The following is a 22,718-nucleotide window of genomic DNA, read 5'->3' on the forward strand; positions in this document are numbered from 1 at the left end:
TCAAAGGCGGGGTGGCTGTGCCATAAACAAAATGGTCCCGTTCCTTTGCGGCGCAGACGGGGCGGTTAGTAACTTCAAACAAAATACGGTGCGCGGCGCGGTTCCTGGACATTCCCCGCCTTTGAAAGGCGGGGAATGTCCATCTCATCTATTTTTTGGGCAAAGCCGCCGGGTGTCAGCGGAAAGCGGCCTGGGCCGCGTTCACTGTCCAGTCCAGGACGCGCGTGGGCAGGATTCCCATGTACAGCACGCCAGCCGAGGACACAAACAGCGCCGCTTTGAGGCTTCCGCGGAGCCGGAGATCGGAAAACTCTTCAGAGGGATCATGCATGTACATCTGCACGATGACGTAAAGGTAGTAATAAAACGAAACGACCGTCGTTATGACGCCGATAATCGCGAGCCAGACCAGCCGCGATTCCAGGGCGGCTCTGAAGATGAAGAACTTTCCGGCAAATCCCGCCGTCCCCGGCACTCCAGCCAGCGACAAAAGAAATAGCGACAGCAACGCCGCCAGTCCCGGCCGTTTTGCGCCCAGTCCCGCATAGTCTGTCAGGTTTACGAGTTTGTCCTCGCTTCTGCTCAGGATGGTCACAACGGCGAAGGCGCCGAGATTCATCAGCGTGTAAGCCAGCAGGTAAAAGAGGGCAGCGGATACGCCTCGCTCCGAAGTCGCCGCGAAAGCGACGGCGATGTATCCGGCATGGGCAATCGACGAATAGGCGAGCATTCTCTTGATATTCGGCTGAACAACGGCGATCACGTTTCCAAGAATCATTGTGAGTGCCGCGATAAGCCATATTGCGGAAGCCCATCGATCTTGAATAACGGGGAATGCCGTCAGGAAGACCCGGAACAGTACTGCGAAGCCGGCGGCCTTGGGACCGACCGACATGAAACCCGTCACCGGACTCGGTGCGCCTTCATAGACGTCGGGCGTCCAGATGTGGAAAGGCGCGACCGCGACTTTGAAGCAGAGAGCAATTAACATCAGTGCCGCGGACAATTCGACCAGGCTCAATTGGATTTCCGGAGACTTCAGCGAACTCGCAATCGTCAGGAGATTGGTGCTGCCTGTGGCGCCGAAAATCAAAGCGATACCGTAGAGGAAAAAAGCGGAGGAAAACGAGCCCAGTAGAAAATACTTCAGGGAAGACTCGTTCGACTTCAGATCGGTCCTGCGGAACCCGGCCATGACGTAAGTGGCGATGGAAAGGATCTCCAGGCCCAGAAAGATCATGATGAGGTCGTTCGATGCGGCCATCATCACCATGCCCGCCGTTGCAAACAAAAGCAAAGTATAGAATTCGGGGTGGTTCATGCGCTCGCGGGCAAGATAATCGACCGATGTGAGGATCGTCAGCGCCGCGGCGAGAAGAAACACGAAACTCAGGAAAACGTCGTAATCGTCGACGATCCAGAGATTGGAATACCACTGCCCGCGCTGCGCTGCCATCGGAATGAGCGAGAACATCGCTGCCACCGTACCCGCCAGTGCCAGCCACGCAAGGCTGGATTTGTTCTGTTCGGCGGTGAAGGGTTCCAGAACCATCACGGCGACGCCGAACACCGACAGGATGACCGCGGGAAGGATGGCGTAAATGTTGAGGCTGGCGAGATTCATTTCGTTTGTTTCGCGTATTCAACCCGGCCGGTTTGCGTCTGGTTCAGAAGCTTCGACACCGTACTGTCCATTGGCCGCAGAAAGAAGTTCGAGTAAACGCCCATCCAGACCATGGCGATGAGAAGCGGAAGGAGCATCAGGCGCTCGCGTCCAACCATGTCCACAAGGTTGGCGTTCTTCTCGTTCTTGATTTCACCCCAGATCACACGCTGGTACATCCAGAGCATGTAGACAGCGGACAAAATCACTCCGAGGGCCGCCGCCGCCGCTCTCACCCGATTGGCGCCGAAGGTGCCCAGGAGGATGAGGAATTCGCCAACGAAACCGTTAAGGCCGGGAAGTCCGATCGAAGAAAGCGTCACCACGAGAAAGATGGCCGCATATATGGGCATCCGGTTGGCGAGCCCGCCAAACTCATCGATAAGCCGCGTGTGGCGGCGGTCGTAGATGATGCCGACAATCAGGAATAGCGCACCGGTCGAGACGCCGTGATTGAGCATCTGATAAACGGCGCCCTCCATGCCCTGCGGGTTGAAGCTGAAAATTCCGAGAACAATGAAGCCCATATGGCTGACGGAAGAATACGCTACCAGCCTTTTCATATCCGGCTGAACCATCGCCACCAGAGCGCCATAAATGATACCGACAATGGCAAGAAGTGAAATCAACGGTGCGAACAAATGGCTCACATGGGGAAACAACGGCAGATTGAATCGGATGAAACCGTAGGTTCCCATCTTGAGCAGTACACCGGCAAGAAGTACCGAACCCGCCGTTGGAGCCTCGGTGTGCGCATCCGGTAACCAGGTATGGAAAGGGAAGAGCGGTACTTTAACCGCAAACGCGAGAAAGAACGCGATGAACAGCCATTGTTCGATGGTGGGAGACAGGACCAGACGTCCTGAAGCCAGCGCCGATTGTATCTGCGGATAGCTGAAGGTGAACGTTCCTGTGGCATCGCCGTGCATGAAGTACAAGGCGATGATAGCCACCAGCATCAGGACGGAGCCGACCATCGTGTACAGGACGAATTTCATTGCGGCATAGATCCGCCGCTCGCCCCCCCAGACGCCGATCAGGAAATACATGGGGATGAGCATGATTTCCCAGAAGACATAGAAGAGGAACAGGTCGAGCGAAACGAACACGCCGATCATCCCGGCCTCGAGCAGCAGCATGAAGATGAAGTATTCCTTGAGCCTGTCGTGAATGGACCATGAAGCCAGGACAGCAAGCGGACTCAGCAGCGTGGCCAGCAGGATCAGGAAAACGCTGATGCCGTCGATTCCCATCGCATAGTCGATGCCGTAGGCGGGAATCCAGGGCACCTTGATTCCGAATTGGAAATCAGGATTCGTCGAATCGAAATGCGCAATGAGGTGCAGAGAAAAGGCGAACGTCAGGATAGTGATGAAGAGAGCAAAAGCTCGGATCGCACGGACATTCCCGCGGTTGAAGAACAACAGCAGGACCGCGCCCAGCACCGGAGTGAACGTAACGATCGTCAGGATATTGGATGCCAGAAAGTCCATTTCACCTCAAAAACCAGACCACAACGATAACGCCGCCTAAAAGGATCCAGCCGGCATAGGTGCGCACATAACCTGTCTGCATGTGGCGCAGGCCTCCCGCGCTCTCACGGACGCTCCTGCCGACCCCATTCACCGCGCCGTCGATGATCGACACATCCACAACTTTCCAGAGGAATTCCCGGGAAGTTTGCACGATCGGTATAACGACGATGGCGTCGTAGATTTCGTCGACGTAGTACTTGTTGAGGACGATGCTGTACATGGCGTGCGCTTTGGCCGCCAGCTGTTCCGGCAATGCGGGTTTGGCGTAGTAAAAAAGATACGCCGTCAGCGCTCCTGCGAGCGCTGCTCCAACCGATACGGCCATGAGCAGCATTTCGGTGCCGGTGGTATCCGTCGATTCGCTTTGCGTTTCACGAGCTTCCGGCATAACGAATTGTTCAATCCTGTTGCCGCCATGAAGCGCCGGAGGCACGCCCGCAAACCCGGCAATCATCGACAATCCCGCCAGGACGACAAGAGGCAGCAGCATGGATTTCGGAGACTCGTGCACATGATGAACATCGTGTTCGGTATATCGCGGCTGCCCATAGAATGCGAGGATCAGCAGCCGGAACATATAAAACGATGTGAAAGATGCGGCGATGAGGCCGACAGCCCAAAGGATCTTTCCATAAGACGCGTAATTCCATGCTCCCCACAGAATGGCATCCTTGCTGAAGAATCCCGCAAATGGCGGAATTCCGGCGATGGCGATCGTGGCGATCAAGAAGGTAGCGTGGGTCCAGGGCATGTGTTTTCTGAGGCCGCCCATCTTACGAAGGTCCTGAATGCCGCCCATGCCGTGAATAACGCTGCCCGCGCCAAGGAACAGAAGCGCCTTGAAGAAAGCGTGCGTCATTAAATGAAAGACGCCAGCGGCATAGACGCCCGCGCCGCAAGCGAGAAACATGTAGCCGAGCTGGCTGACGGTCGAGTACGCCAGGACCTTTTTGATATCGTTCTGAACCAGTCCGATCGAAGCCGCGAAAATGGCCGTAAAAGCACCGACCACCGCGACGACCAGCAAAGCACCAGGCGCATGGTTATAGATGGGAGCGGACCGCGCGATCATGTAAACCCCCGCGGTCACCATGGTTGCCGCATGGATCAATGCGCTGACCGGGGTCGGACCTTCCATCGCATCCGGAAGCCACACGTAAAGAGGGAATTGCGCCGACTTGCCTGCGGCTCCCAGGAACAACAATAACCCGATCGTCGTCATCGCCCCGATGGTGCCAAGCGGTTCGACCGCGAAACCCGACGGGCCCGACAGCCGGTTGAAGACGCCGGCGAAATCGATCCGGTCGAACGTCCAGAAGATTGTCATCACCGCGAGAATGAATCCGAAGTCACCGACCCGGTTGACGACGAACGCCTTTTTGCCCGCGTCGACCGCCGACTTGCGCGTGAACCAGAACCCGATCAGCAGATAAGAGCAGAGGCCTACACCCTCCCAGCCGACAAACATCAACAGATAGTTGTTCGCGAGAACGAGAGTCAGCATGAAAAACACGAACAGGTTCAGGTAGGCGAAGTACCGGTAAAACCCATCCTCGTGAGCCATGTACCCCGCGGAATACACGTGGATGAGAAACCCCACACCGGTGACGATGAGGATCATCAGCCCCGAAAGATGATCCAGCATGAATCCGAATTCTGCCTGAAACCGGCCGGCCTGAATCCAGGTGAAGTAGTCGCGCAGGATCGGAAGCTGTTGTTCCGGCGTATTCAACATGGCCATGAAGGCGCGCAGCGCAATCAGGAACGAGACGCCGACGGTTCCGGATCCGATAACGCCGACCAGCGTCTTTGGCAGCCGCTTGCCCGCGAGTCCGTTGACCGCCGCGCCGATCAACGGAACTACCGGAATGAGCCAGAGAAGGCTAAATGCATCCATTGGTTACCACTTCAGCAAATTACTGCGGTCCACGTTCAGCGACTCGCGGTTACGAAACATGGCGATGACCAGAGCCAGGCCGACTGCGGCTTCGGCCGCGGCCACGACGAGCACGAAGAAAACGAAAATCTGTCCGCTGATCTGGCCCCGCTGACTCGAGAACGCGACGAAGGTCAGGTTAACCGCGTTCAGCATGATCTCGACAGAGAGCAACAGGGCAATGATGTTCCGTTTGACGAAAAAGCCCAACACGCCGATGAGGAACAATACTGCAGCGAGGATCAGATACCACGAGATTGGAATCATAGATCCTTCTTTGCGAAAATCACCGCGCCCACCAGCGCGATCAGGATCAGCAGTGAGGTCGCTTCGAACGGCAGCACATAATCCGTAAAAAGACTGTGCCCGATGGCCTGCGGACTCCCCGCCAGGAGCGCGTTCGCCCCGCCCGGGACTTCGACACGCCACAGCGTTGCTACGACGAGAAACAGGAAAAACAGGCCCAGCGGGATTCCCAGAAACTTCAGCCAGCGCAAACGGTCGGCGCCGTCTTCGTCGGCGGGAAGGTTCAAAAGCATGATCACGAATGTGAACAACACCATGATGGCGCCGGCATATACGATCACCTGGATGACGGCGAGAAAGTCGGCCCGCAGGAATATGAAAAGGACGGACACCGACGTCAGCATAACGATCAGCGACAGCGCGCTGTAAAGGACATGCGTCTGCACAAGCACGTTGATCGCGGCGCCGATGGCCAGTGCTGCAAAGAAAAAGAACAAGATCTCGATCATGAAATAGCCACGATGAGGCTGGTCACGAGGATATTGGCCAGTGCCAGCGGAAGCAAAACTTTCCAGCCGAACTTCATCAACTGATCGTACCGGAATCTTGGAATCGTCGATCGTAAGAGAAAGTAAAAGAAAATCAAAGCCGAGACCTTGATCACGAACCACACGATCGGCAGCACCATCTGAAGCAACGCCGGCCCGAACATCGGACCGCTCCAGCCGCCGAGAAAAAGAACCGTCGCCAGAGAGGCGACGGCGATCATGTTCGCGTATTCCGCCATCATGAACATCAGGAACTTCATCGAGCTGTATTCCGTGTGCCAGCCGGCAACCAGTTCCTGCTCGGACTCCGCCAGGTCGAACGGCAGGCGGTTCGTCTCCGCAATGCCGCTGATCAGGTAGACGGCAAATGCGACCGGCTGCAGGAAGATATTCCAGCGCGGAATAAAGCCAAACCAGGTGCTCTGCTGCGACACGACGATCTCGCGCAAACTGAGCGTGTTTGAGATCATCAGCACGCCGATTACAGACAACGTCAGGCTCAATTCGTAACTGATCATCTGCGCCGACGATCGCATTGCTCCCATCAGCGGATACTTGGAATTCGAAGCCCATCCGCCGAGCACGATGCCGTACACACCGAGCGAGGTTGCTGCAAAGACGAACAGCAGTCCGACATTGAGATCCGTGACCTGGAGATCCGGCCCGAAAGGAACCACTGAAAATGTTAAAAATGCGGGAACCAGGGAGACGATCGGAGCAGCAATATATAAAAAGGTATTCGCATTCGTCGGAATGACGTCCTCTTTGAAGACGAATTTCAAAAGGTCCGCCAGCGGCTGAAACAAACCGAAAGGACCGACGCGTGTCGGCCCGGGCCGCATCTGTACCCGGGCCATCATTTTTCGCTCCACCCAACTCAAAAGGCCGACCACATTCATGACCGCGCCGAAGATGATGACGATCTTCAGCAGAACGATCAGGAAAGCATAGCTGGTCAGATATTCAGTCATCTTATTGATTGCTTCGCCTTTTCTTGAGGCTGCGCGCTATCGCGCTTGCGCTCCGCGTCGCGGCTTGCATTCGCTCCGCTCATCGTTTCCGGAGCTCGTTGATGATGTCTTCCGTCTTCTGGGCATCCAGATTCTCGTAGAACTCGCCGTTGACCTGTATTACGGGCGCGGTCGTGCAAGAGCCGAGGCACTCGAACTCAATCGCGGAGAACAGGCCGTCCGGCGTCACCTCGCCCAAACCTACTCCCAGCACGCGTTTGACGCACGCTTCAATCTCGTCCGAGCCCTGCAGCAGGCAGGCGAGATTCGTGCATATCATGATGTGATACTTGCCGACGGGATGGCGCCGCAGAAGCGTATAAAACGACAGAATCGAATCGACCTCCGAGGGATCGAGTTCGAGGTACTGGCCGATATATTCGATGGCTTCCGGCTTGATGTACCCCTGTTCCCTTTGCGCCAGCAGCAGCATGGGAATCAATGCCGAGCGCTTTCGCGGATAGATCGATGCCAGGTGTTTGAATTTATCTTCGGTTTCGGACGAAAACATTAACGCTCCCACTCCAGGGCGCCTTTCTTCCAGGCATAGATATAGCCGGCCAGGACTGTAGCGATGAAGAGAAGCATTTCAAAAAAACCGAAGAGTTTGAGATCGCGATACACCACGGCCCATGGGAACAGAAACACGGCTTCAATATCGAAGAGCAGAAAGAGCATCGCGACCAGATAAAATTTGACGGAGAAGCGCTCGCGGGCCGTGCCGATGGGTGTAACTCCGCACTCGTAGGGCGCAAGCTTGCGTGGATTCGGGTTCTTGACTCCGAGAAGATAAGATCCAACCAGGACGACAATGCCGAATCCTGTAACGAGGATGAAGAAGATTCCAATTGGCGCCCAGCTCTCTATCATGTGCATTCTCCTGCGGCCAACACAAAATTATGACTATAGTGACCCGTCGGACACACTGTCAATGTGCTAAGATCCAAACTCGTAATGAAAATTGAAATTCGCTTGAACGGCGAGATGCACGAACTGCCTCAGCCGCTGAACATCGCGCAGCTTCTGGAGCATTTCGATTTGCCGAAGGACCGCGTTGCGGTCGAGCGCAATCGATCGATCGTCCCAAAGCCACAGTGGGAAAACGTCTCCGTGAATCCGGGTGACGAATTCGAAGTTGTCCATTTCGTCGGTGGAGGCTCGGGTCATCCCGACGCGCTTGTTGTTGCCGGCCGGACGTTCAAATCGCGGCTGATCGTCGGCACGGGTAAATATCCCAGTAATGAGGTGATGGCCGAAGCCCACCAGAGATCGGGAACCGATATGGTGACCGTCGCGGTCCGGCGAATCGATTTGAAGGCGCCGAAAGGGCAGTCGCTCATCGATTTCATCGATCGGGAAAAGATCATGGTTCTGCCGAATACGGCAGCCTGTTACACCGTCGATGACGCCGTCCGCACCGCGCGGCTTGGCCGTGAAGCCGGGCTTTCGAATTGGGTGAAACTGGAAGTGATCGGCGATGAGCGCACGCTGTTTCCGGATACTGCAGCTCTGATCGAAGCCACGAAGATCCTGGTCAAAGAAGGATTTATTGTCCTGCCTTACACGAATGACGACCTCATCGTCGCCCGCAGGCTGATCGACGCCGGCGCCGCCGCCATCATGCCTCTCGGCGCTCCCATTGGCTCCGGCATGGGAATTCAGAATATTGCGGGCATGCGAATCCTGAGAGAAATGATTACCGAAGTGCCTTTGATCGTCGACGCGGGTGTGGGAACGGCTTCCGATGCGGCCATCGCCATGGAACTCGGCGCCGACGGAGTCCTCATGAACTCGGCGATCGCCGGTGCAAAGGATCCGGGCGGCATGGCGGAGGCGATGAATTACGCGGTCAAGGCCGGCCGCCTTGCTTACAAATCCGGACGTATCCAGCGGAAGTTGTATGCTACGGCGTCGTCTCCGGTCGAAGGAAGAATTTAGCGGCGAAGGGCACACACGCGCCCGTCACTGCCGTCAAGAGACAGCCCGCAATTCCGACCAGCCAGATTCCACGATATTCCTCCAGCGTGTTTCCCGGGATGGAATTTAAAGCAATTCCCAGGTAGCCGCTGATCAAAAGCGCGGTAGCGCCCGCCAACTGCGCGAACGTGTTCAGAAACCCCATCACCGAGGATGTCTTCTCCGCTCCGAAAGTTTCCGATACCGCAGTCGTGACCAAGGGGTACATGTTGATGGAAATTCCCATCAGAAACCCGATGGCGCCCAGCGCGGCAGTGGAATGGATGCCGAGCGGCATCAATTGAAACAGAACGGCAGTCAGAAGCAGAAATCCGATGGCGAGCGAATTTCGGGAAATGCCGCGTCCTGAAAGACGGTCTGAAACAAAGCTGCAAATGGGAACGCCGACCAGGCGTCCGGCAAGATATAAGGTCGTCAGCAGGCTCGCCGCAATGACGGCCCGGTTTACCGGCAGGCCGCGGCTGATATAGATATCGGCAGCGTAAATCGGCAGCCACGGCGGCAGGATGCGGATCGCGATAATCGATCCGGAATAGACCAGAATAAAGGACCACAGTCGAAGGTCTTTCATTGTCGGCCAGTCGAGCGGTCTCTTCTGCGCAGGCTGTTGGCCCGGTGGCGCCGAGCGCAGAAAGACGATGCAAAGCACGCCGATGACGGCAATGATGCCCGCGAGAATTCCTGTTGCCGGCCTCCAGCCGGCGGTGATCTGTATCGAAAGGTAGGGCACGATCAGGTTGGCTGTGCCTTCGCCTGCCGTCGCGCCGCCCGCCGCGAACACGCCCTGCGCAAAGCCCCGCTCCTTTGGAGAAAACCAGCGTGAAAGCGCTCCCGCCATGACGACGTAAACACCGGCGGCTGCCGCGCCGTTGGCGGTGCGCCAGAACAGAAGCTCATGGTAGGTGCCGCTGGCCGCGAACCCGAAGAGGGTCAGGGCCGTCAGGAAGATGCAAACGCCAACGGTCCGGCGGCTGCCCCATCGATCGGAAGCCATGCCCCACGGCAGCTGCGCGAGAGCGTATGAATACAGGAATACGGAGCCCATGAGTCCCAGCGCCGCTTTGTCGAGATGGAAGTCGGCAGAAACGAATTTAGCAATGCCCGTGTAGTTTGAGCGCGCGAAGTAGCTGGTCGTGTAGGCCAGCATGCCGAAAATGAGGATTACCCAACGATACGCCACGAGATGTGCCGGAATCGTATCATGCCGCAGGCACTCCGATTGCTCAGTCTCCCGCGGTGGAAGTATGATCAAAGTCGAAGCGATTATGAATCGAACTGACGTAACCATCACAGGCGACGAGTTTTACCTGGTCTTGGATGTCCATGATCTCGGTCTGACGGACGATCAGTATTTCCGCCTTTGTCGCGACAATGACGATCTTCGCATTGAGATGAGCGCGCAAGGAGAGCTGATCATCATGTCACCCAATAAGCCCAAGACGGGCCGGAAGCACGCCGTCATCATTCAACGCCTCAGGAACTGGGCGGAACGAGATGGCACCGGGGAAGTTTTCGACGCCACATCGGAGTTCACTCTGCCGAACGGCGCCAAGCGTATGCCGGATGCGAGTTGGATTCTGAAGCTGCGCTGGGACAGCCTGACCGAGGAGCAACAGGAGGATTTCAGTCCGATCTGCCCCGATTTTGTCATCGAAGTGCGATCGCCCAGAGACCGCCTGAAGGTCCTCAAAGCAAAGATGGAAGAGTACCGCGATAACGGCGCATGTCTCGGGTGGCTGCTCGATCCAATCGCGAATCGCGGTTACATCTACTTGCCCGGCGCATCAGTCCAGGAGATTGAGAAGCCCGAGATTCTCAGAGGCGATCCCATCCTGCCTGGTTTTACGTTTGATTTCCGCGAAATTCTGTAAGCCCGTGAGATGTGCAAAGTACGCCACCCAATAAAATGCCCAGAGTCAGGATCGCGATCATCGTCCAAAACAATGGCGGGTAGACGCCGACACTGGCGGGATCGATGGTGAGTCCCTTCCAGATCCAAAAAGCCAATATCGTAGTAGCATATGCGAGGACCATTGATATTTTTCGGCGGTGCAGTCCCCCCACGATCCCTCCGCATACAAGTCCTAACAACCAGACGCTTAGCATTACTAACGCCCAGTAACAATATATTGGAGGTAAATAGCCCGCCGGCGCCCGGGCAGGCTCTACCACTCCTATGGCATGTAAGTTCGCGAAGAGATGATCCAGCAGAGTGATAAAAAACGGTGTGTTGTATTGAGTGAACTCACTCCACAGAAACCAGAAAACAAACCAGCCGACGATTAGACCGCGGAGTGTCAGCAGCTTATGGCCCCGAATGTCTTTGAACGTGCTGACAACGATGGCAACAGCGACTTGCCGCCAATACCACAGTCGGGAACGGCCCTGGCCATACTGTTCGTCAAGGTCACCCACGATGGCCTCAATGCTGGGGCTGGAGGACAGATGATGCATTAACCACTTCGCGAGCCGCGGAGTTCGATCAGCGTTCATGCTTTACCCCTTGCAGTTCCGGCAATCCGTGGCACAACCAACTGTTTTAATGCAGGGGTCGCACACCTGAATTCCCTAATTCAAGATGACGGAGGACGCCGAGGTTTCGGGCCAGGCTTTCGCGGTCGGATCCTTTGACCGGTCCGTTCCTCCAACCGGTATCCGAAGCGCCGCTGAGCCATTCCGACCAGCTTGCAAAGCTTCCCGCACCGGCCCATGCGGCATTGAGCAGGACGTCCGTCGCCACCAAACCGCAATGGAAGCGGGCGCTCGACCACGGGTATTCCTCCGCGCGCTGGATCATTCCGGCACGCACGGGATTCAGCTCCACATAGCGACCTGCGGCCAGGAAATGGCTTTCATCGGTCGGAGCCGATCGGGGCCTTTCTTTCAGTTACTCCGCCTACCGGTTAGGAGCGGATTTTCCAGTCCGCTTCGTGGTAAAACCACTTGCCGCGAAGATCGCCGGATCGTCGTTGGAGACATTCTGGACAAGCACCGCAAGCAGGTTCAGATCTTGAATGACCAGCCTGCGTTGCTTCTCACGAGTCGTCTTCGCTTTCCGCCATCCATATTTGTTGAAGTTACTAACCGCCCCGTCTGTGCGGCTAAGGAACGGGACCGTTTTATTAGCGGCGCAGCCACCCCGCCTTGGAAAGGCGGGGAATGTCCGTCTGGGCGACTCTTTGTGCAAAAGCCGCACGGGTCTGTGCCGGATGTGGATGATTGCGGACTTTCTTCGATGACAAACCCGGCGGCGCTTGTTATTTTCAGGACCCTATGATCCCTGCCGGGACGAAGCTCGGTGTTTATCAACTGCAGGAGCCATTGGGCGCTGGCGGCATGGGCGAGGTTTATCGGGCTTACGATCAGCGGCTCGGCCGTTATGTGGCGCTGAAGGTTTTGCCGGACGAGCTTGCTTTCGATCGTTCAAGGCGCTCCCGATTTGAACAGGAGGCGCGGCATGTCGCGGCTTTGAATCATCCGAACATCGTTGCGCTGTACGATATCGGCGAGCAGGACGGGATCGCCTATATGGTCACCGAACTCATTGACGGCGCCTCGCTGCGTGGCGTCAAACTTCCGCTGCGCGAACTTCTCGACGTTGCCGCCCAGATTGCCGACGGGATGGCAGCGGCACATGCGGCCGGCGTCACCCATCGCGATCTGAAGCCCGATAACGTGATGTTGACGCCTGATGGCCGGGTGAAGATTCTCGATTTCGGCCTGGCTAAAATCGACGGAGTTTTCGGCATGGACGCAGCGACAAGCGCCGGGACCGAGATCGGCGCCGTTATGGGAACCGTCGGCTACATGGCGCCCGAACAAGTTCGTGGCGAGGATGTCGATCATCGCGCAGACATCTTTGCATTCGGCCTTCTCCTTTATGAACTGCTTGCCGGATCACGCGCATTTGCGGGAGACACCGCGGCGGAGGTGATGGCTGCGACCCTCAAACAGGATCCTCCGGAACTCCCGCCCGGTATACCGCCCGGCCTCTCCCGGATTGTGATGCGGTGCCTGGAGAAAAAAAAGGACCGCCGCTTTCAATCTGCTCGGGACCTCGCTTTCGCGCTCCGGCATCTCACGGGATCCTCCGCCAGCGTACCCGGGATCGAGGTAACGGCGCCGGTCAAACCCGCAGGCCGCCTATGGATCGGTCTCATTGGATTTGCCATAGGTGTGCTGGTGGTGGGAGCGTTGGTCCAACGCGTCCTCTCGGTTGATGATGCGATTCTGGATCCCATTCAATTGACGCGCATCACTGCAGATCGTCTGGACGAAGATAATGCCGTCTTCGCGCCCGATGGCCGGTCCGTGGCGTATTTGCGAATCGGAAATCCCACGACGGAACTTCTGGTCAAACCCTTCGACGCTCCAGCCCCAATCGTCCTGGTCCGATCAAATACTGCGCTCAGCAGACCCGTATGGTTTCCCGACGGCAATCGCATCTGCTACACGGGTGTCACGCGTGACTTCATGTGCGTCGGAGCGGCCGGAGGAACGCCGCAGCGCATTCTCGAAAACGCCTTCTCGCCCCAATTCACGCCGGACGGACACGCCGTTTATTTCATCCGCGGAGAAGGCGGTCCCTGGTTATATCGCAGTGAGCCGCCCGGAAGCGAACCTCAGCGGATCGGCAAATCCGCTCTGCCGCCGGATCTCGTGGCGCTATCTGCGATTTCCCCCGATGGAGCCAGATTGGTGGCGATTATGCGAAACGAGCGCCTGCTTATCAGCCTGGCAGACGGTTCTCGCCGCAACATACCTGCCGAGGTTGGCGCCCGCACCGATTCCATCAGTTGGTTTCCGGATAGCCGTCATATTGCGGCCGCAGAAGAAACAACCAGGCTGATCGGATCGCGTCTGCTGATCCAGGACACCGAGAGCCCGGCCCGGCGGGTCATTATCCGTACTGCGGATCCGATCACGGCAGTAACCGTCAGCCCGGACGGGCAACGACTTATATACACAAGCGGCGTTGTGGAAAGAGACATCAAGGAATATTCGGCCGACGGTAAATTCGTGCGCAGCGTCGCGAACTCGTCTTTCCTCGAAGGCTTTCCTTCCTGGGCGCCTGCCGGCGACAGCTTCATTTACAAGATCGGCGGTCCCGGCCAGATCGACAGCTTATGGATGAGTGATTCGAAAAATGCTTCCGTCACCCTGATCCAGAAACTGGGGTCGAACATCAGTTCTCTGGCGAAAATCTCGCCGGACGGCACCCGCATCGCCTATGTCGAGCAATCCGCCATCCGGGTGGTGTCCACATCGGGAGGACGTGCCATCACTCTCCTGACGGACCCGGATCTCAATCGAAGGTTATGCTGGTCCCCGGACAGCAAATGGATCTGGTACTCCTCCCTGAGGGACCTGAAGAAGGTGCCGGGCGAGGGAGGCCGGCCCGTTGTTATTCCAGCGGCGCCCGGAACTCTGGAAGATTGCTCGCCCGACGGGAAATGGCTGGTGCGCCGCGGGGCCAGCGGATTCGTCTTCACCTCGACCGACGGTAAGCGCGAACGCGCAGGCGGCAGCTATGCGGACTACCCTTCGCGGGCCGAAACCTCCATGCAGTTCGGAGAAGGTGGACGCGCTTTGTATGCGCTGCGTCTCGACCGGAGAACCATCGACGTCCTGGACGTGGAGACCGGGCAAAAGAAAAGCGCGATCGTCTTCGACATTCCTCCCGAAGATCAAATCGAAGGCTTTTCCTTCAATGCCACCGGCAAGCGAGTGCTGCTGACGACGGGAGGCAACCGGAAGGACCTGTGGATGGCCGAAGGATTCGCGCAGCCCTCGAGTGGCTGGCGCCGCTGGCTGCGTCACTGGGATTCGCCATCGAGAAACGATACACAACATTAAACCTCGCGGAGTTTCGCCATGAACCGAATTGTCATCGCCGCCAGCGCGTTCTTGGTCCCGGCGTCTATATCTGTAATGGCAATGCAAGGACCTGTCACAGCACCTCTTATGGGAACCTGGACGCTCAATCTTGCGAAGTCCACGTATCAACGATCTCTACCGCCACGGAGTTTCAAAATGGTGGTTGAGGAACGCGAGGATGGGAAGGTCGTCATCAGATCTGAGGCCGTGCTGGCCGGCGGAAGCAAGAACGCCACTGTGTCCATCTTCAAGTGTGACGGAAAGAATTATCCGTTTTTGGTGCACGAAGGAAAAGACGTGGACACTTTGTCGATGTCGTGCATGGTCCGCGGCGCCGGAACCTATGAATTGCGGCTGATGGACGGGTACGAGGAAGTGCAGAAGACGGAGCGGATGGTGGCGGCGGATGGAAGGACCATGACGGATACGATAAGCACGCAACGGCCGGATGGAGTTGCTATTCAGATCGTCGCCGTGTATGAGAAGCAGTGAGTTCCAGCGACGCCTCCCGCTTCTAATGCATCACCAAAGCGGTCATTTCCTCATAAAGTGAAAACCCTCAACCAAGTCCGTTTCGGCTTCATCATAGAAAAGACTTTGTAGGAGTTGACGCCACCGGTCTCAGCCGGGGCGTCCTCTCGATTCGAAATCTTCCGTATTGGGAGGGTGCAACTTGAGATCGATGGCCAGCCACAGCGCCTTGGAGTAACGCACGAACCAGATGCCGAACAAGATGGCGATGGCGACCATAATGGTCAGCGTCAGCGCCGCGTTTCGAATTCCGAAGACATAGCGCAGCAGCGGCCATGAACCCAATGAAGCGGCAACCGTAAAGGCGTAACCGATCGGAACGTGGGGCAGGAAGTAGCCGGTTTCGCGCATAAAAAAATAGCCGCATTTCGGGCAGCGGACCGGACTGTCGAAATATCCCTGGAATAATTCGCCTTTTCCGCAAATTGGACACCTGAGCCGCAGCAGACTGCCGAGTTTCATAACGTATACTTATTCTATGCCTGACAATAGTTTCGACGTTGTATCCGTAGTGGACATGCCCGAGGTTCTAAACGCAATTCAACAAGCTCAAAAGGAATTTCAAACACGCTTCGATCTGAAGAACTCGAAGTCGGAAATCGAGCTTAACGAGAAAGACAAGAAACTCGTGGTCAGCAGTATCGACGATTTCAAGCTCAAGGCCGTCGTCGAAATTCTTCAGCAGAAACTGGCGAAGCGCAAGGTCCCGCTCCGGAATTTCGCCTATGGACCGATTGTTCCCGCGGCTGGATCGACGGTCCGGCAGGAGGTTACGATACAGTCCGGGCTTCCTGTGGAGAAATCCAAAGAGATCGTCAAAAAGATCAAGGACAGCAAGATCAGGGTCCAGGCTTCCATTCAGGGCGATCTGGTGCGTGTGAGCGCGAAGAGCCGTGATCTGCTGCAGGAGGCGATTCAGTTGCTGCGGTCGGCGGACTTCGGTGTGGAACTCCAATTTACGAACTATCGAACGTTTTAGCGGCATCTGCGGCTATTTCTCTATCCCGTAAGTCTTCATCTTCCGGTAAAGATAGCTGCGCTCGAGGCCCAGCAACCGCGCGGTCTGCGAAATATTCCAGTTGTTCTCCTTGAGCTTTGAAAGGATGAACTCGCGTTCATATTGAGCGCGGGCTTCGTGGAGAGTCGAAGCGCGGGCCGGCCCGGAGCCGTTCGGCAGGGAAAGATCCTGAGCCTGAATCGTGTCCTCCTGCACCATGATCACGAGCCTTTCGATCTCGTTTCGTAATTCGCGGACGTTTCCCGGCCAGGAATAATCGACCAGCGCATCCAGCGCTTCTGATGAAAACTCTTTCGGTCCGCGGCCATGTTCAGCCGAAAAAATGGTCATGAAGTAGCGTGCGAGGATCGGTGTGTCCTCACGCCGTTCGCGCAGCGGCGGCACAAAGAAGGGAATGACGTTCAACCGGTAAAACAGATCTTCGCGGAAGCGGCCGGCGGCAATCTCGCTTTGCAGATTCTTGTTCGTGGCTGTAATCACCCGCACGTCGACCCGGACACCGGCCGGCGCGCCGATCGGCTGAAAGCTCTGGTCTTCGAGCGCGCGAAGCACCTTGGCCTGCGTCTTCATCGACATGTCGGCGATTTCATCCAAGAACAACGTGCCGCCGTCCGCCAGTTCGAATTTACCCTTTTTCGATTCGCTTGCGCCGGTGAACGACCCTCTCGTATGGCCGAAAAGTTCGCTTTCGATGAGCTCTTCGGGAATTGCCGCGCAGTTCACTTCAACGAAGGGTCCGGTGGAGCGGCCGCTCATGAAATGAATATTGCGGCTGACCAGTTCCTTGCCCGTCCCGCTCTCGCCATAAATGAGAACGCGGCTGTTGGTCGGCGCGACGATCGCGATTTGCTTGCGGAGGGCTTTGACCGGGATGCTGTCACCGACGATGTTGTAGCGTTCCTCCAGTTGATCCCTCAGGAGGTCGTTCGCCTGTTCGAGCCTGCGATGGGACAAGGCATTTCGTGCCGTAAGGAGTGTGTGTTCGAGCGACAGCGGTTTTTCGATGAAATCGAACGCTCCGAGCTTTGTCGCACTGACAGCGGTAGCGATGGTCGCATGACCCGAGATCATGATGACGTGCGTCCGGGGCGATCTCTCGCGGAGCGTGCGCAGCGTTTCGAGGCCGTCCATTCCGGGCAGCCAGATATCGAGCAAAACAAGATCATAGGAACCCTGTTCCACCTTTTTCAGGCAGTCTTCCCCCGTCGACACGGTTTCGGTAGTGAAACCTTCGTCTTCGAAGACGCCTTTCAGCGACTGCCGGATACCGGGCTCGTCATCGACAATGAGGATTCTTGGCATACTGGTAATTCAAGAACAAATCGTGTGCCCCGGGGAAAATTTGGTTCAACGCCGATATAGCCGCCGTGATCGGCAACGATGCGGCTCGATATGGCGAGGCCCAGGCCGGTTCCGTTTTTGCGTGTTGAGAAATATGGTGTGAACAGCCGTTCCCGGTCGTCGGCGGCGATACCGCGTCCACTATCGGTAAGCGTCAGCCGAACCATGGTTTCGTCACGCGTGAGTTCACAACGAAGGCTCAATTCCTGGACGGGTTCGCCGCTGAGCGCTTCCAACGCATTGTCCAGCAGGTTGACGAGGACGCGCTTCATTTGCAGAAAATCCATCAGAATTGGCGGCAGGTTTGATGGAATATCCACCGCGACCTTGACGTTGTCGATCCGGCCCTCATATAGAGCCATCGTTTTATCAAGCAGGTCGCGCATGCTGTTCGGAACCCGGGCAACTGCAGGCAGCCTGGCGAAGCGAACAAACTCGTCGACGAGGTTCTTCAGGCTCGAAACTTCTTCAACGATGGCATGAACGCATTCATCGATGACAGTGGTTACACGCTGGGGCGCCGCCGGCAGACGGGCGATGTTGCGTGAAATACGCTCGGCCGAGAGCTGGATCGGCGTCAATGGGTTCTTGATTTCATGAGCCAGCCGCCGGGCCACTTCGCGCCAGGCATTTGCTTTTTGCGCCCGGACGACTTCAGTCAGATCTTCGATGACAAGAACGAATCCGCCGGCCGTCAGCTGGGTCGCCGTCACTGCGCTGTGGGCCGGGCGTCCGTGCGAGTTGAATTCGATTTCGCGCGTGACGGACGCGCTTTCCGACGCGTGAAACAGCCCCCGAATCGCGTCCGCATCCTGGCCGAAAATCTGATTCAGAGTGGAAGCATTCTCGGCCGAAAACATCGTTCGCGCCGCTCGGTTGACTTTGTTCACCTGGAGGTCCTGATCGACGGAAATGACGCCAGTGGGGATGCTTTCCAGGATGATTTCCGTATACCTGCGGCGGGCTTCCAGTTCGCGCGTCGTGCTTTGCAGCTGTCCGGCCATGTCGTTGAAAAGCGTGACCAGCAGGCCAAGCTCATCTTGTGCCTGAACATGAACACGGTGGTCGAGGTTGCCGGCGGAGATTTCCCTGGTCGCCTCGGATAATGCTTCGATCGGCCCGGTAATACGTTTGGACCAGAACAGGCCGACCCACACGGAGGCAAACAAAACCAGAACTGTCGTTAAGAGGAGGATGATGACGTATGTATCGCGGATCCCTTTCCGTTGCTGGGCGAGGAAATGGTAGTCCTTTAGATTCGCTGCAATTTTAGCGGTCGATTCGGCAATTTGCCTCGGTTTCGGGAAGACAGCCGCCAGAATCTCCGGTGTATCGTCTTCCCGGGTGCGCCGGATCGCGATCCAATATGGGTCGGCGTCGATGAAGGCGTCGTTCTGATCCGCAACAGCAGTGTGGATGCGTTGCACGAGTTCCGCCGGTTCGACATCGGGCTCCGCCGAGGATCGAATGACGCGGCCATTATTGTCCAGAACGATGAAGGCTTTCAGCCGGAAATCGTGCCGGACCTGATCTGTATCCGGTTCCGGTTCCTGCGCCACATGGCTGAGGATGCTTCTCGCCAGCGACTCGTATTCCTGCCGCCATTGTGCGCTGATATCCGTCGTTGCGCTGAAGATCTGATCCACGGGCACGCTGAACCATTTTTCCAGGCTGCGGTTCACCAGACCGAAAGCGAACAGAAAGAGACAGGTCGCCTCGATCAAGGTGAGGCAGATCAGGGATGTCAGCAGGCTTGTCTTGAATTTCGAGCCCGGTTTCTGTTCCTTGCGCTCGGCCCATACCTTGACCAGCGTTCGAAGCAGGATAAATCCAAAGATCAGGAGCGCCAGGAATACGAAAGTCGACAGGGTGAAGAGAAGAAGGATCTGATTCGGATCTGTGGGCCGGAACAGCGGATCCAGATTGAAAGCCGCCTGGACGAACACCAGCAGCGCCAGAGCCAGCAGAAACAGGCCGGCCGCGTACAGCTTGGTGCTCTGGGGCGGTACTTTCATGGCTCACTATTGTAAAGGGTAAGGACCCTTATCCATTACCCTTTGCCTAAAAATGCCAACTTAGTACAATGCCCCAGCAGGTGGACGAGCGGCGCGAGTGCAAGCCCGCGCAAAGCGTGAGCGCGATAGTGCGAAACATCAAGCGGCAGGGCGCAGCCATCAATTGATAGAGGGACGTTATGGCAGTTTTTACATTCAAAGGACAAAATCGCAAGGGTGAACGGATTTCCGGTGAGCGTGCGGCCGATAACCGGCAGGCGCTTGCGCTCGCGCTCCGGCGGGAACAGATTTTGTTGTTGGATGCGCAGGAGAAGAAGGCCCGCGGCGGGGCTCTGGCGGCTCTCGAGTTCGGCGGAAACCCCACTCCGAAAGACGTGGCCGTGTTCACCCGCCAGTTTTCGGTAATGATCGATTCCGGCGTGCCACTGGTCCAGTGTTTGCAGATACTTGCGGAAACGCAGGAAAACAAGAAGTTTGCTGCAGCCATCAAAGGCGTGACCAACGAAGTGGAGTCCGGAAACGCCCTCGCGCAGTCGATGAAGAACTACCCGAAGGTCTTCGACGACCTGTACACCAACATGGTCGCGGCCGGTGAGACGGGCGGTATTCTCGATACGATCTTCCAGCGTTTATCCGTCTACATCGAAAAAGCCGTCAAGTTGAAACGAGCCGTGCAGTCGGCGATGGTTTACCCGATCGCCGTTGTCGTCATTGCCGGGGGCGTCATTACACTGATTCTCTGGAAAGTCGTTCCGGCGTTCACCGAACTGTTCGAAAGCATGAATGTCGATTTGCCGTTGCCCACGCGAATCGTCATTGCGTCCAGCAAATTTGTCGGACACTACGGCATTCTGGTCGCGATCGGCATCGGTCTGATCATTTTCGGCTTCAAAGCGTATTACGCGACGCCGAATGGGCGCTATCTTGTGGACAAGTACCTCCTCAAGACGCCGATCTTCGGGCCTCTGATGCGCAAGATCGCCGTGGCGCGGTTCACGCGCACCATGGCCACGCTGATCGCCAGCGGCGTGCCTATTCTGGATTGTCTCGAGATCACGGCATCGACGGCGGGAAACGCCGTTGTGGAAGAGGCGATCATGAGCGTAAAAAAGGCCATCGAGGAAGGCCGCACCATCGTGGATCCTCTGAAGGCATCCGGCGTCTTCCCGTCGATGGTCGTGTCGATGATTGGAGTCGGCGAGCAGGCGGGCGCGCTGGAAACCATGCTCACGAAAATCGCCGATTTTTACGAAGAAGAGGTCGACTCTGCGGTGGGCGATCTTATGACGGCGATGGAACCGATGATGATCGTCGTGCTCGGCGTCGTCGTCGGCGGCATCGTCATTTCAATGTACCTGCCTATCTTCACGCTGGTCGGACAACTCAGCAAATAACTAATGGCTGAGATTGCCATACCGGATCGCCGCAAATGGCTCCTGCGGCTGATCGATGTCCGGCTTGCCGTTTTCACGATCTTCATCGCCGCCGAGGCGATTCAGAACGCCGATACGCGGGTCGATTTATTTGGTCTCTTGTTGGCGGTCTACGCCCTCTCGGCATGCTGGTTCGGCCTGTTGAAGTTGAACCAGTCGTACGTCGGGCAGTCGTATGCCCAGATTGCCGTCGACCTCTTCCTTATTACGTGGATGGTCAATCGTACGGGCGGCTATGACAGTTATTTTTCGTCCCTGTACTTCCTGGAGATCGTCATGTCGAGCATTCTGCTCGAACGCCGGGGCGCCTTCGTCGCAGGAACGGTCAGTTCGGTGCTGCATTTTGCACACATGGACCTGGCGTATTTTGGCGTCATTCGGACGACTGGCCTTGTCCGCCCCGAACTCATACCGCTGCAGTATCACATCAGCCTGAACATTTTCGGTTTCTGTTCCGTGGCATTCCTGTCGAATTTCCTGGCGGAAAGCTGGAGACGCACGGGTGTCGAGCTTCAAAAGTCGACCGGTCAGGTTGCCTTCCTTCAAGCATTCAGCGACCGGATCATGGACAGCCTGGGCACGGGGCTAATTACATCGGATATCGAGGGCCGGGTCTATCTTTTCAATCGTGCTGCACAGGAAATCAGCGGTTTTCGAATGGACGAAGCGCTGCAGCTGACGGTCTGGGAGATGTTTCCGGGGATGCTTCCGAAGGTCGATTCGGGCCAGTTCGAGATTTCGACAACGCGCAAAGACGGCATTGCCGTCAACCTCCGCTTTTCCGTGGCGCCCGTGATGATCGACGAAAAGAACACCGCCGGCTACGTCTGGAATTTCGACGATGTCACGGAATTGCGCCTGCTTGAACGGCAGATGCGGCAGAAGGAACAAATGGCCGCCATCGGAGCGATGTCCGCCGGCATTGCGCATGAGATACGAAATCCTCTTGCCTCGATTGCCGGGTCGTTCAGTTTGCTGCAGTCGGACTTGCAGTTGTCGACCGACCAGCGGCAGCTGGTGGAAATCATCACGCGTGAAACCGAAAGACTGAATCGAACGATCACGGGTTTTCTGGGTTACGCCCGGCCAATGACGCCAAACCGGAGAGAGGTCGATCTGGCCGAACTGATCTCCGAAACGGTGCAGCTCATGCGGAACAGTCCTGAGTTGAAACAAACGCACCGCATCGAAACCTGGCTGAGACCGGTGAAGGCGAGCGTCGACGAAAGCATGATGCGGCAGGTGTTCTACAACCTCGCCTCGAATGCCTTCAAGGCAATGCTGGACGGCGGCACGCTTTCGATCTCGCTCGAAGGCCGGAACGGGAATGCACTGATTCAGTTCGAAGATACGGGCATCGGGCTTGGCGAGGAGCAGCTCAAACGGTTGTTCGTCCCGTTCAATTCCTCGTTTCGAAACGGGACCGGCCTGGGTCTCCCGATTGTCTATCAAATCATCACGGCCCATAACGGTACGATTTCGGTCCAGTCCCAGAAAGGCATTGGGACGACATTTGTCATTGATCTATAGAAGACACGAGCGGCTTCGCAAGCCCGCGCGAAGCGTGAGCGCGATAGCGCGAAACATC

At 56.7% G+C, this 22,718-nt stretch carries 20 protein-coding genes and 1 pseudogene; 7 read left to right on the top strand and 14 right to left on the bottom strand.

The genetic code is table 11. The features are described from left to right. Nucleotides 1-175: 175 nt before the first annotated feature. The 8 genes from VGK48_09290 to ndhC form a co-directional block, all read right to left on the bottom strand. Nucleotides 176-1,624: an NADH-quinone oxidoreductase subunit N gene (locus VGK48_09290; protein ID HEY2381361.1), complete on the bottom strand. Its 1,449-nt coding sequence runs from the start codon at nt 1,622-1,624 to the stop codon at nt 176-178. Then, entirely contained in the window at nt 1,621-3,156 is a 1,536-nt protein-coding gene (locus tag VGK48_09295; GenBank protein HEY2381362.1) for an NADH-quinone oxidoreductase subunit M, read from the bottom strand. Before VGK48_09295 ends, VGK48_09290 begins: the two co-directional genes overlap by 4 nt. Nucleotide 3,157: 1 nt before the next feature. Then, nucleotides 3,158-5,095, bottom strand: coding sequence for an NADH-quinone oxidoreductase subunit L (nuoL, locus tag VGK48_09300; GenBank protein ID HEY2381363.1), 1,938 nt, complete (start codon nt 5,093-5,095; stop codon nt 3,158-3,160). 3 nt (nt 5,096-5,098) lie between these two features. After that, complete coding sequence (gene nuoK / locus VGK48_09305) at nt 5,099-5,401, bottom strand: NADH-quinone oxidoreductase subunit NuoK (GenBank protein HEY2381364.1); 303 nt, start codon at nt 5,399-5,401, stop codon at nt 5,099-5,101. Further along, on the bottom strand, nt 5,398-5,889 hold the full coding sequence (locus VGK48_09310) for an NADH-quinone oxidoreductase subunit J (GenBank protein HEY2381365.1): 492 nt from the start codon (nt 5,887-5,889) through the stop codon (nt 5,398-5,400). Before VGK48_09310 ends, nuoK begins: the two co-directional genes overlap by 4 nt. Further along, a complete protein-coding gene (nuoH, locus tag VGK48_09315) occupies nt 5,886-6,899 on the bottom strand; it encodes an NADH-quinone oxidoreductase subunit NuoH (protein ID HEY2381366.1) in 1,014 nt (337 codons plus the stop codon). Before nuoH ends, VGK48_09310 begins: the two co-directional genes overlap by 4 nt. 79 nt (nt 6,900-6,978) lie before the next feature. Then, nucleotides 6,979-7,449: an NAD(P)H-dependent oxidoreductase subunit E gene (locus VGK48_09320; GenBank protein HEY2381367.1), complete on the bottom strand. Its 471-nt coding sequence runs from the start codon at nt 7,447-7,449 to the stop codon at nt 6,979-6,981. After that, a complete protein-coding gene (ndhC, locus tag VGK48_09325; protein ID HEY2381368.1) occupies nt 7,449-7,808 on the bottom strand; it encodes an NADH-quinone oxidoreductase subunit A in 360 nt (119 codons plus the stop codon). Before ndhC ends, VGK48_09320 begins: the two co-directional genes overlap by 1 nt. A gap of 84 nt (nt 7,809-7,892) precedes the next feature. Between ndhC and thiS the strand changes: the two genes are divergently transcribed. After that, a complete protein-coding gene (thiS, locus tag VGK48_09330; GenBank protein HEY2381369.1) occupies nt 7,893-8,876 on the top strand; it encodes a sulfur carrier protein ThiS in 984 nt (327 codons plus the stop codon). Here the strand turns inward: thiS and VGK48_09335 are convergent. Next, complete coding sequence (locus VGK48_09335) at nt 8,842-10,095, bottom strand: MFS transporter (GenBank protein ID HEY2381370.1); 1,254 nt, start codon at nt 10,093-10,095, stop codon at nt 8,842-8,844. The genes thiS and VGK48_09335 overlap by 35 nt on opposite strands. 85 nt (nt 10,096-10,180) lie before the next feature. Here VGK48_09335 and VGK48_09340 point away from each other — a divergent pair, with 85 nt between their 5' ends. Further along, nucleotides 10,181-10,786, top strand: coding sequence for a Uma2 family endonuclease (locus VGK48_09340; protein HEY2381371.1), 606 nt, complete (start codon nt 10,181-10,183; stop codon nt 10,784-10,786). Here the strand turns inward: VGK48_09340 and VGK48_09345 are convergent. Both VGK48_09345 and VGK48_09350 read right to left on the bottom strand, forming a co-directional pair. After that, nucleotides 10,758-11,408, bottom strand: a complete 651-nt coding sequence (locus tag VGK48_09345) for a hypothetical protein (protein ID HEY2381372.1) — start codon at nt 11,406-11,408, stop codon at nt 10,758-10,760. The genes VGK48_09340 and VGK48_09345 overlap by 29 nt on opposite strands. 256 nt (nt 11,409-11,664) lie before the next feature. Further along, nucleotides 11,665-11,784: pseudogene (locus VGK48_09350) on the bottom strand (transposase). Nucleotides 11,785-12,188: 404 nt separating this feature from the next. On the opposite strand from VGK48_09350, the gene VGK48_09355 reads away from it, so the two are divergent. Next, the gene (locus tag VGK48_09355) at nt 12,189-14,771 is read left to right on the top strand and encodes a protein kinase (protein HEY2381373.1); all 2,583 of its coding nucleotides are present in this window, start codon (nt 12,189-12,191) and stop codon (nt 14,769-14,771) included. Between the two features lie 81 nt (nt 14,772-14,852). Continuing rightward, entirely contained in the window at nt 14,853-15,284 is a 432-nt protein-coding gene (locus VGK48_09360; GenBank protein ID HEY2381374.1) for a hypothetical protein, read from the top strand. A 129-nt stretch (nt 15,285-15,413) separates the two neighbouring features. Here the strand turns inward: VGK48_09360 and VGK48_09365 are convergent, their stop codons facing one another. Next, a complete protein-coding gene (locus VGK48_09365) occupies nt 15,414-15,785 on the bottom strand; it encodes a hypothetical protein (GenBank protein HEY2381375.1) in 372 nt (123 codons plus the stop codon). A gap of 16 nt (nt 15,786-15,801) precedes the next feature. Between VGK48_09365 and VGK48_09370 the strand changes: the two genes are divergently transcribed. After that, nucleotides 15,802-16,302 (top strand): YajQ family cyclic di-GMP-binding protein, encoded by a 501-nt coding sequence (locus VGK48_09370; GenBank protein HEY2381376.1) that lies wholly within the window; start codon nt 15,802-15,804, stop codon nt 16,300-16,302. A gap of 12 nt (nt 16,303-16,314) precedes the next feature. Here the strand turns inward: VGK48_09370 and VGK48_09375 are convergent, their stop codons facing one another. Both VGK48_09375 and VGK48_09380 read right to left on the bottom strand, forming a co-directional pair. Continuing rightward, nucleotides 16,315-17,643 carry a sigma-54 dependent transcriptional regulator gene (locus tag VGK48_09375; protein ID HEY2381377.1) on the bottom strand — a complete coding sequence of 443 codons (1,329 nt, stop codon included), beginning with the start codon at nt 17,641-17,643 and terminating at the stop codon, nt 16,315-16,317. Next, the gene (locus VGK48_09380; protein HEY2381378.1) at nt 17,592-19,697 is read right to left on the bottom strand and encodes an ATP-binding protein; all 2,106 of its coding nucleotides are present in this window, start codon (nt 19,695-19,697) and stop codon (nt 17,592-17,594) included. Before VGK48_09380 ends, VGK48_09375 begins: the two co-directional genes overlap by 52 nt. Nucleotides 19,698-19,876: 179 nt before the next feature. Here VGK48_09380 and VGK48_09385 point away from each other — a divergent pair, with 179 nt between their 5' ends. Continuing rightward, nucleotides 19,877-21,091: a type II secretion system F family protein gene (locus tag VGK48_09385; GenBank protein HEY2381379.1), complete on the top strand. Its 1,215-nt coding sequence runs from the start codon at nt 19,877-19,879 to the stop codon at nt 21,089-21,091. Nucleotides 21,092-21,094: 3 nt separating this feature from the next. Further along, complete coding sequence (locus tag VGK48_09390) at nt 21,095-22,660, top strand: ATP-binding protein (GenBank protein HEY2381380.1); 1,566 nt, start codon at nt 21,095-21,097, stop codon at nt 22,658-22,660. Nucleotides 22,661-22,718 lie beyond the last annotated feature (58 nt).

This window comes from Terriglobia bacterium, from assembly GCA_036496425.1.
Lineage (GTDB): Bacteria > Acidobacteriota > Terriglobia > 20CM-2-55-15 > 20CM-2-55-15 > 20CM-2-55-15.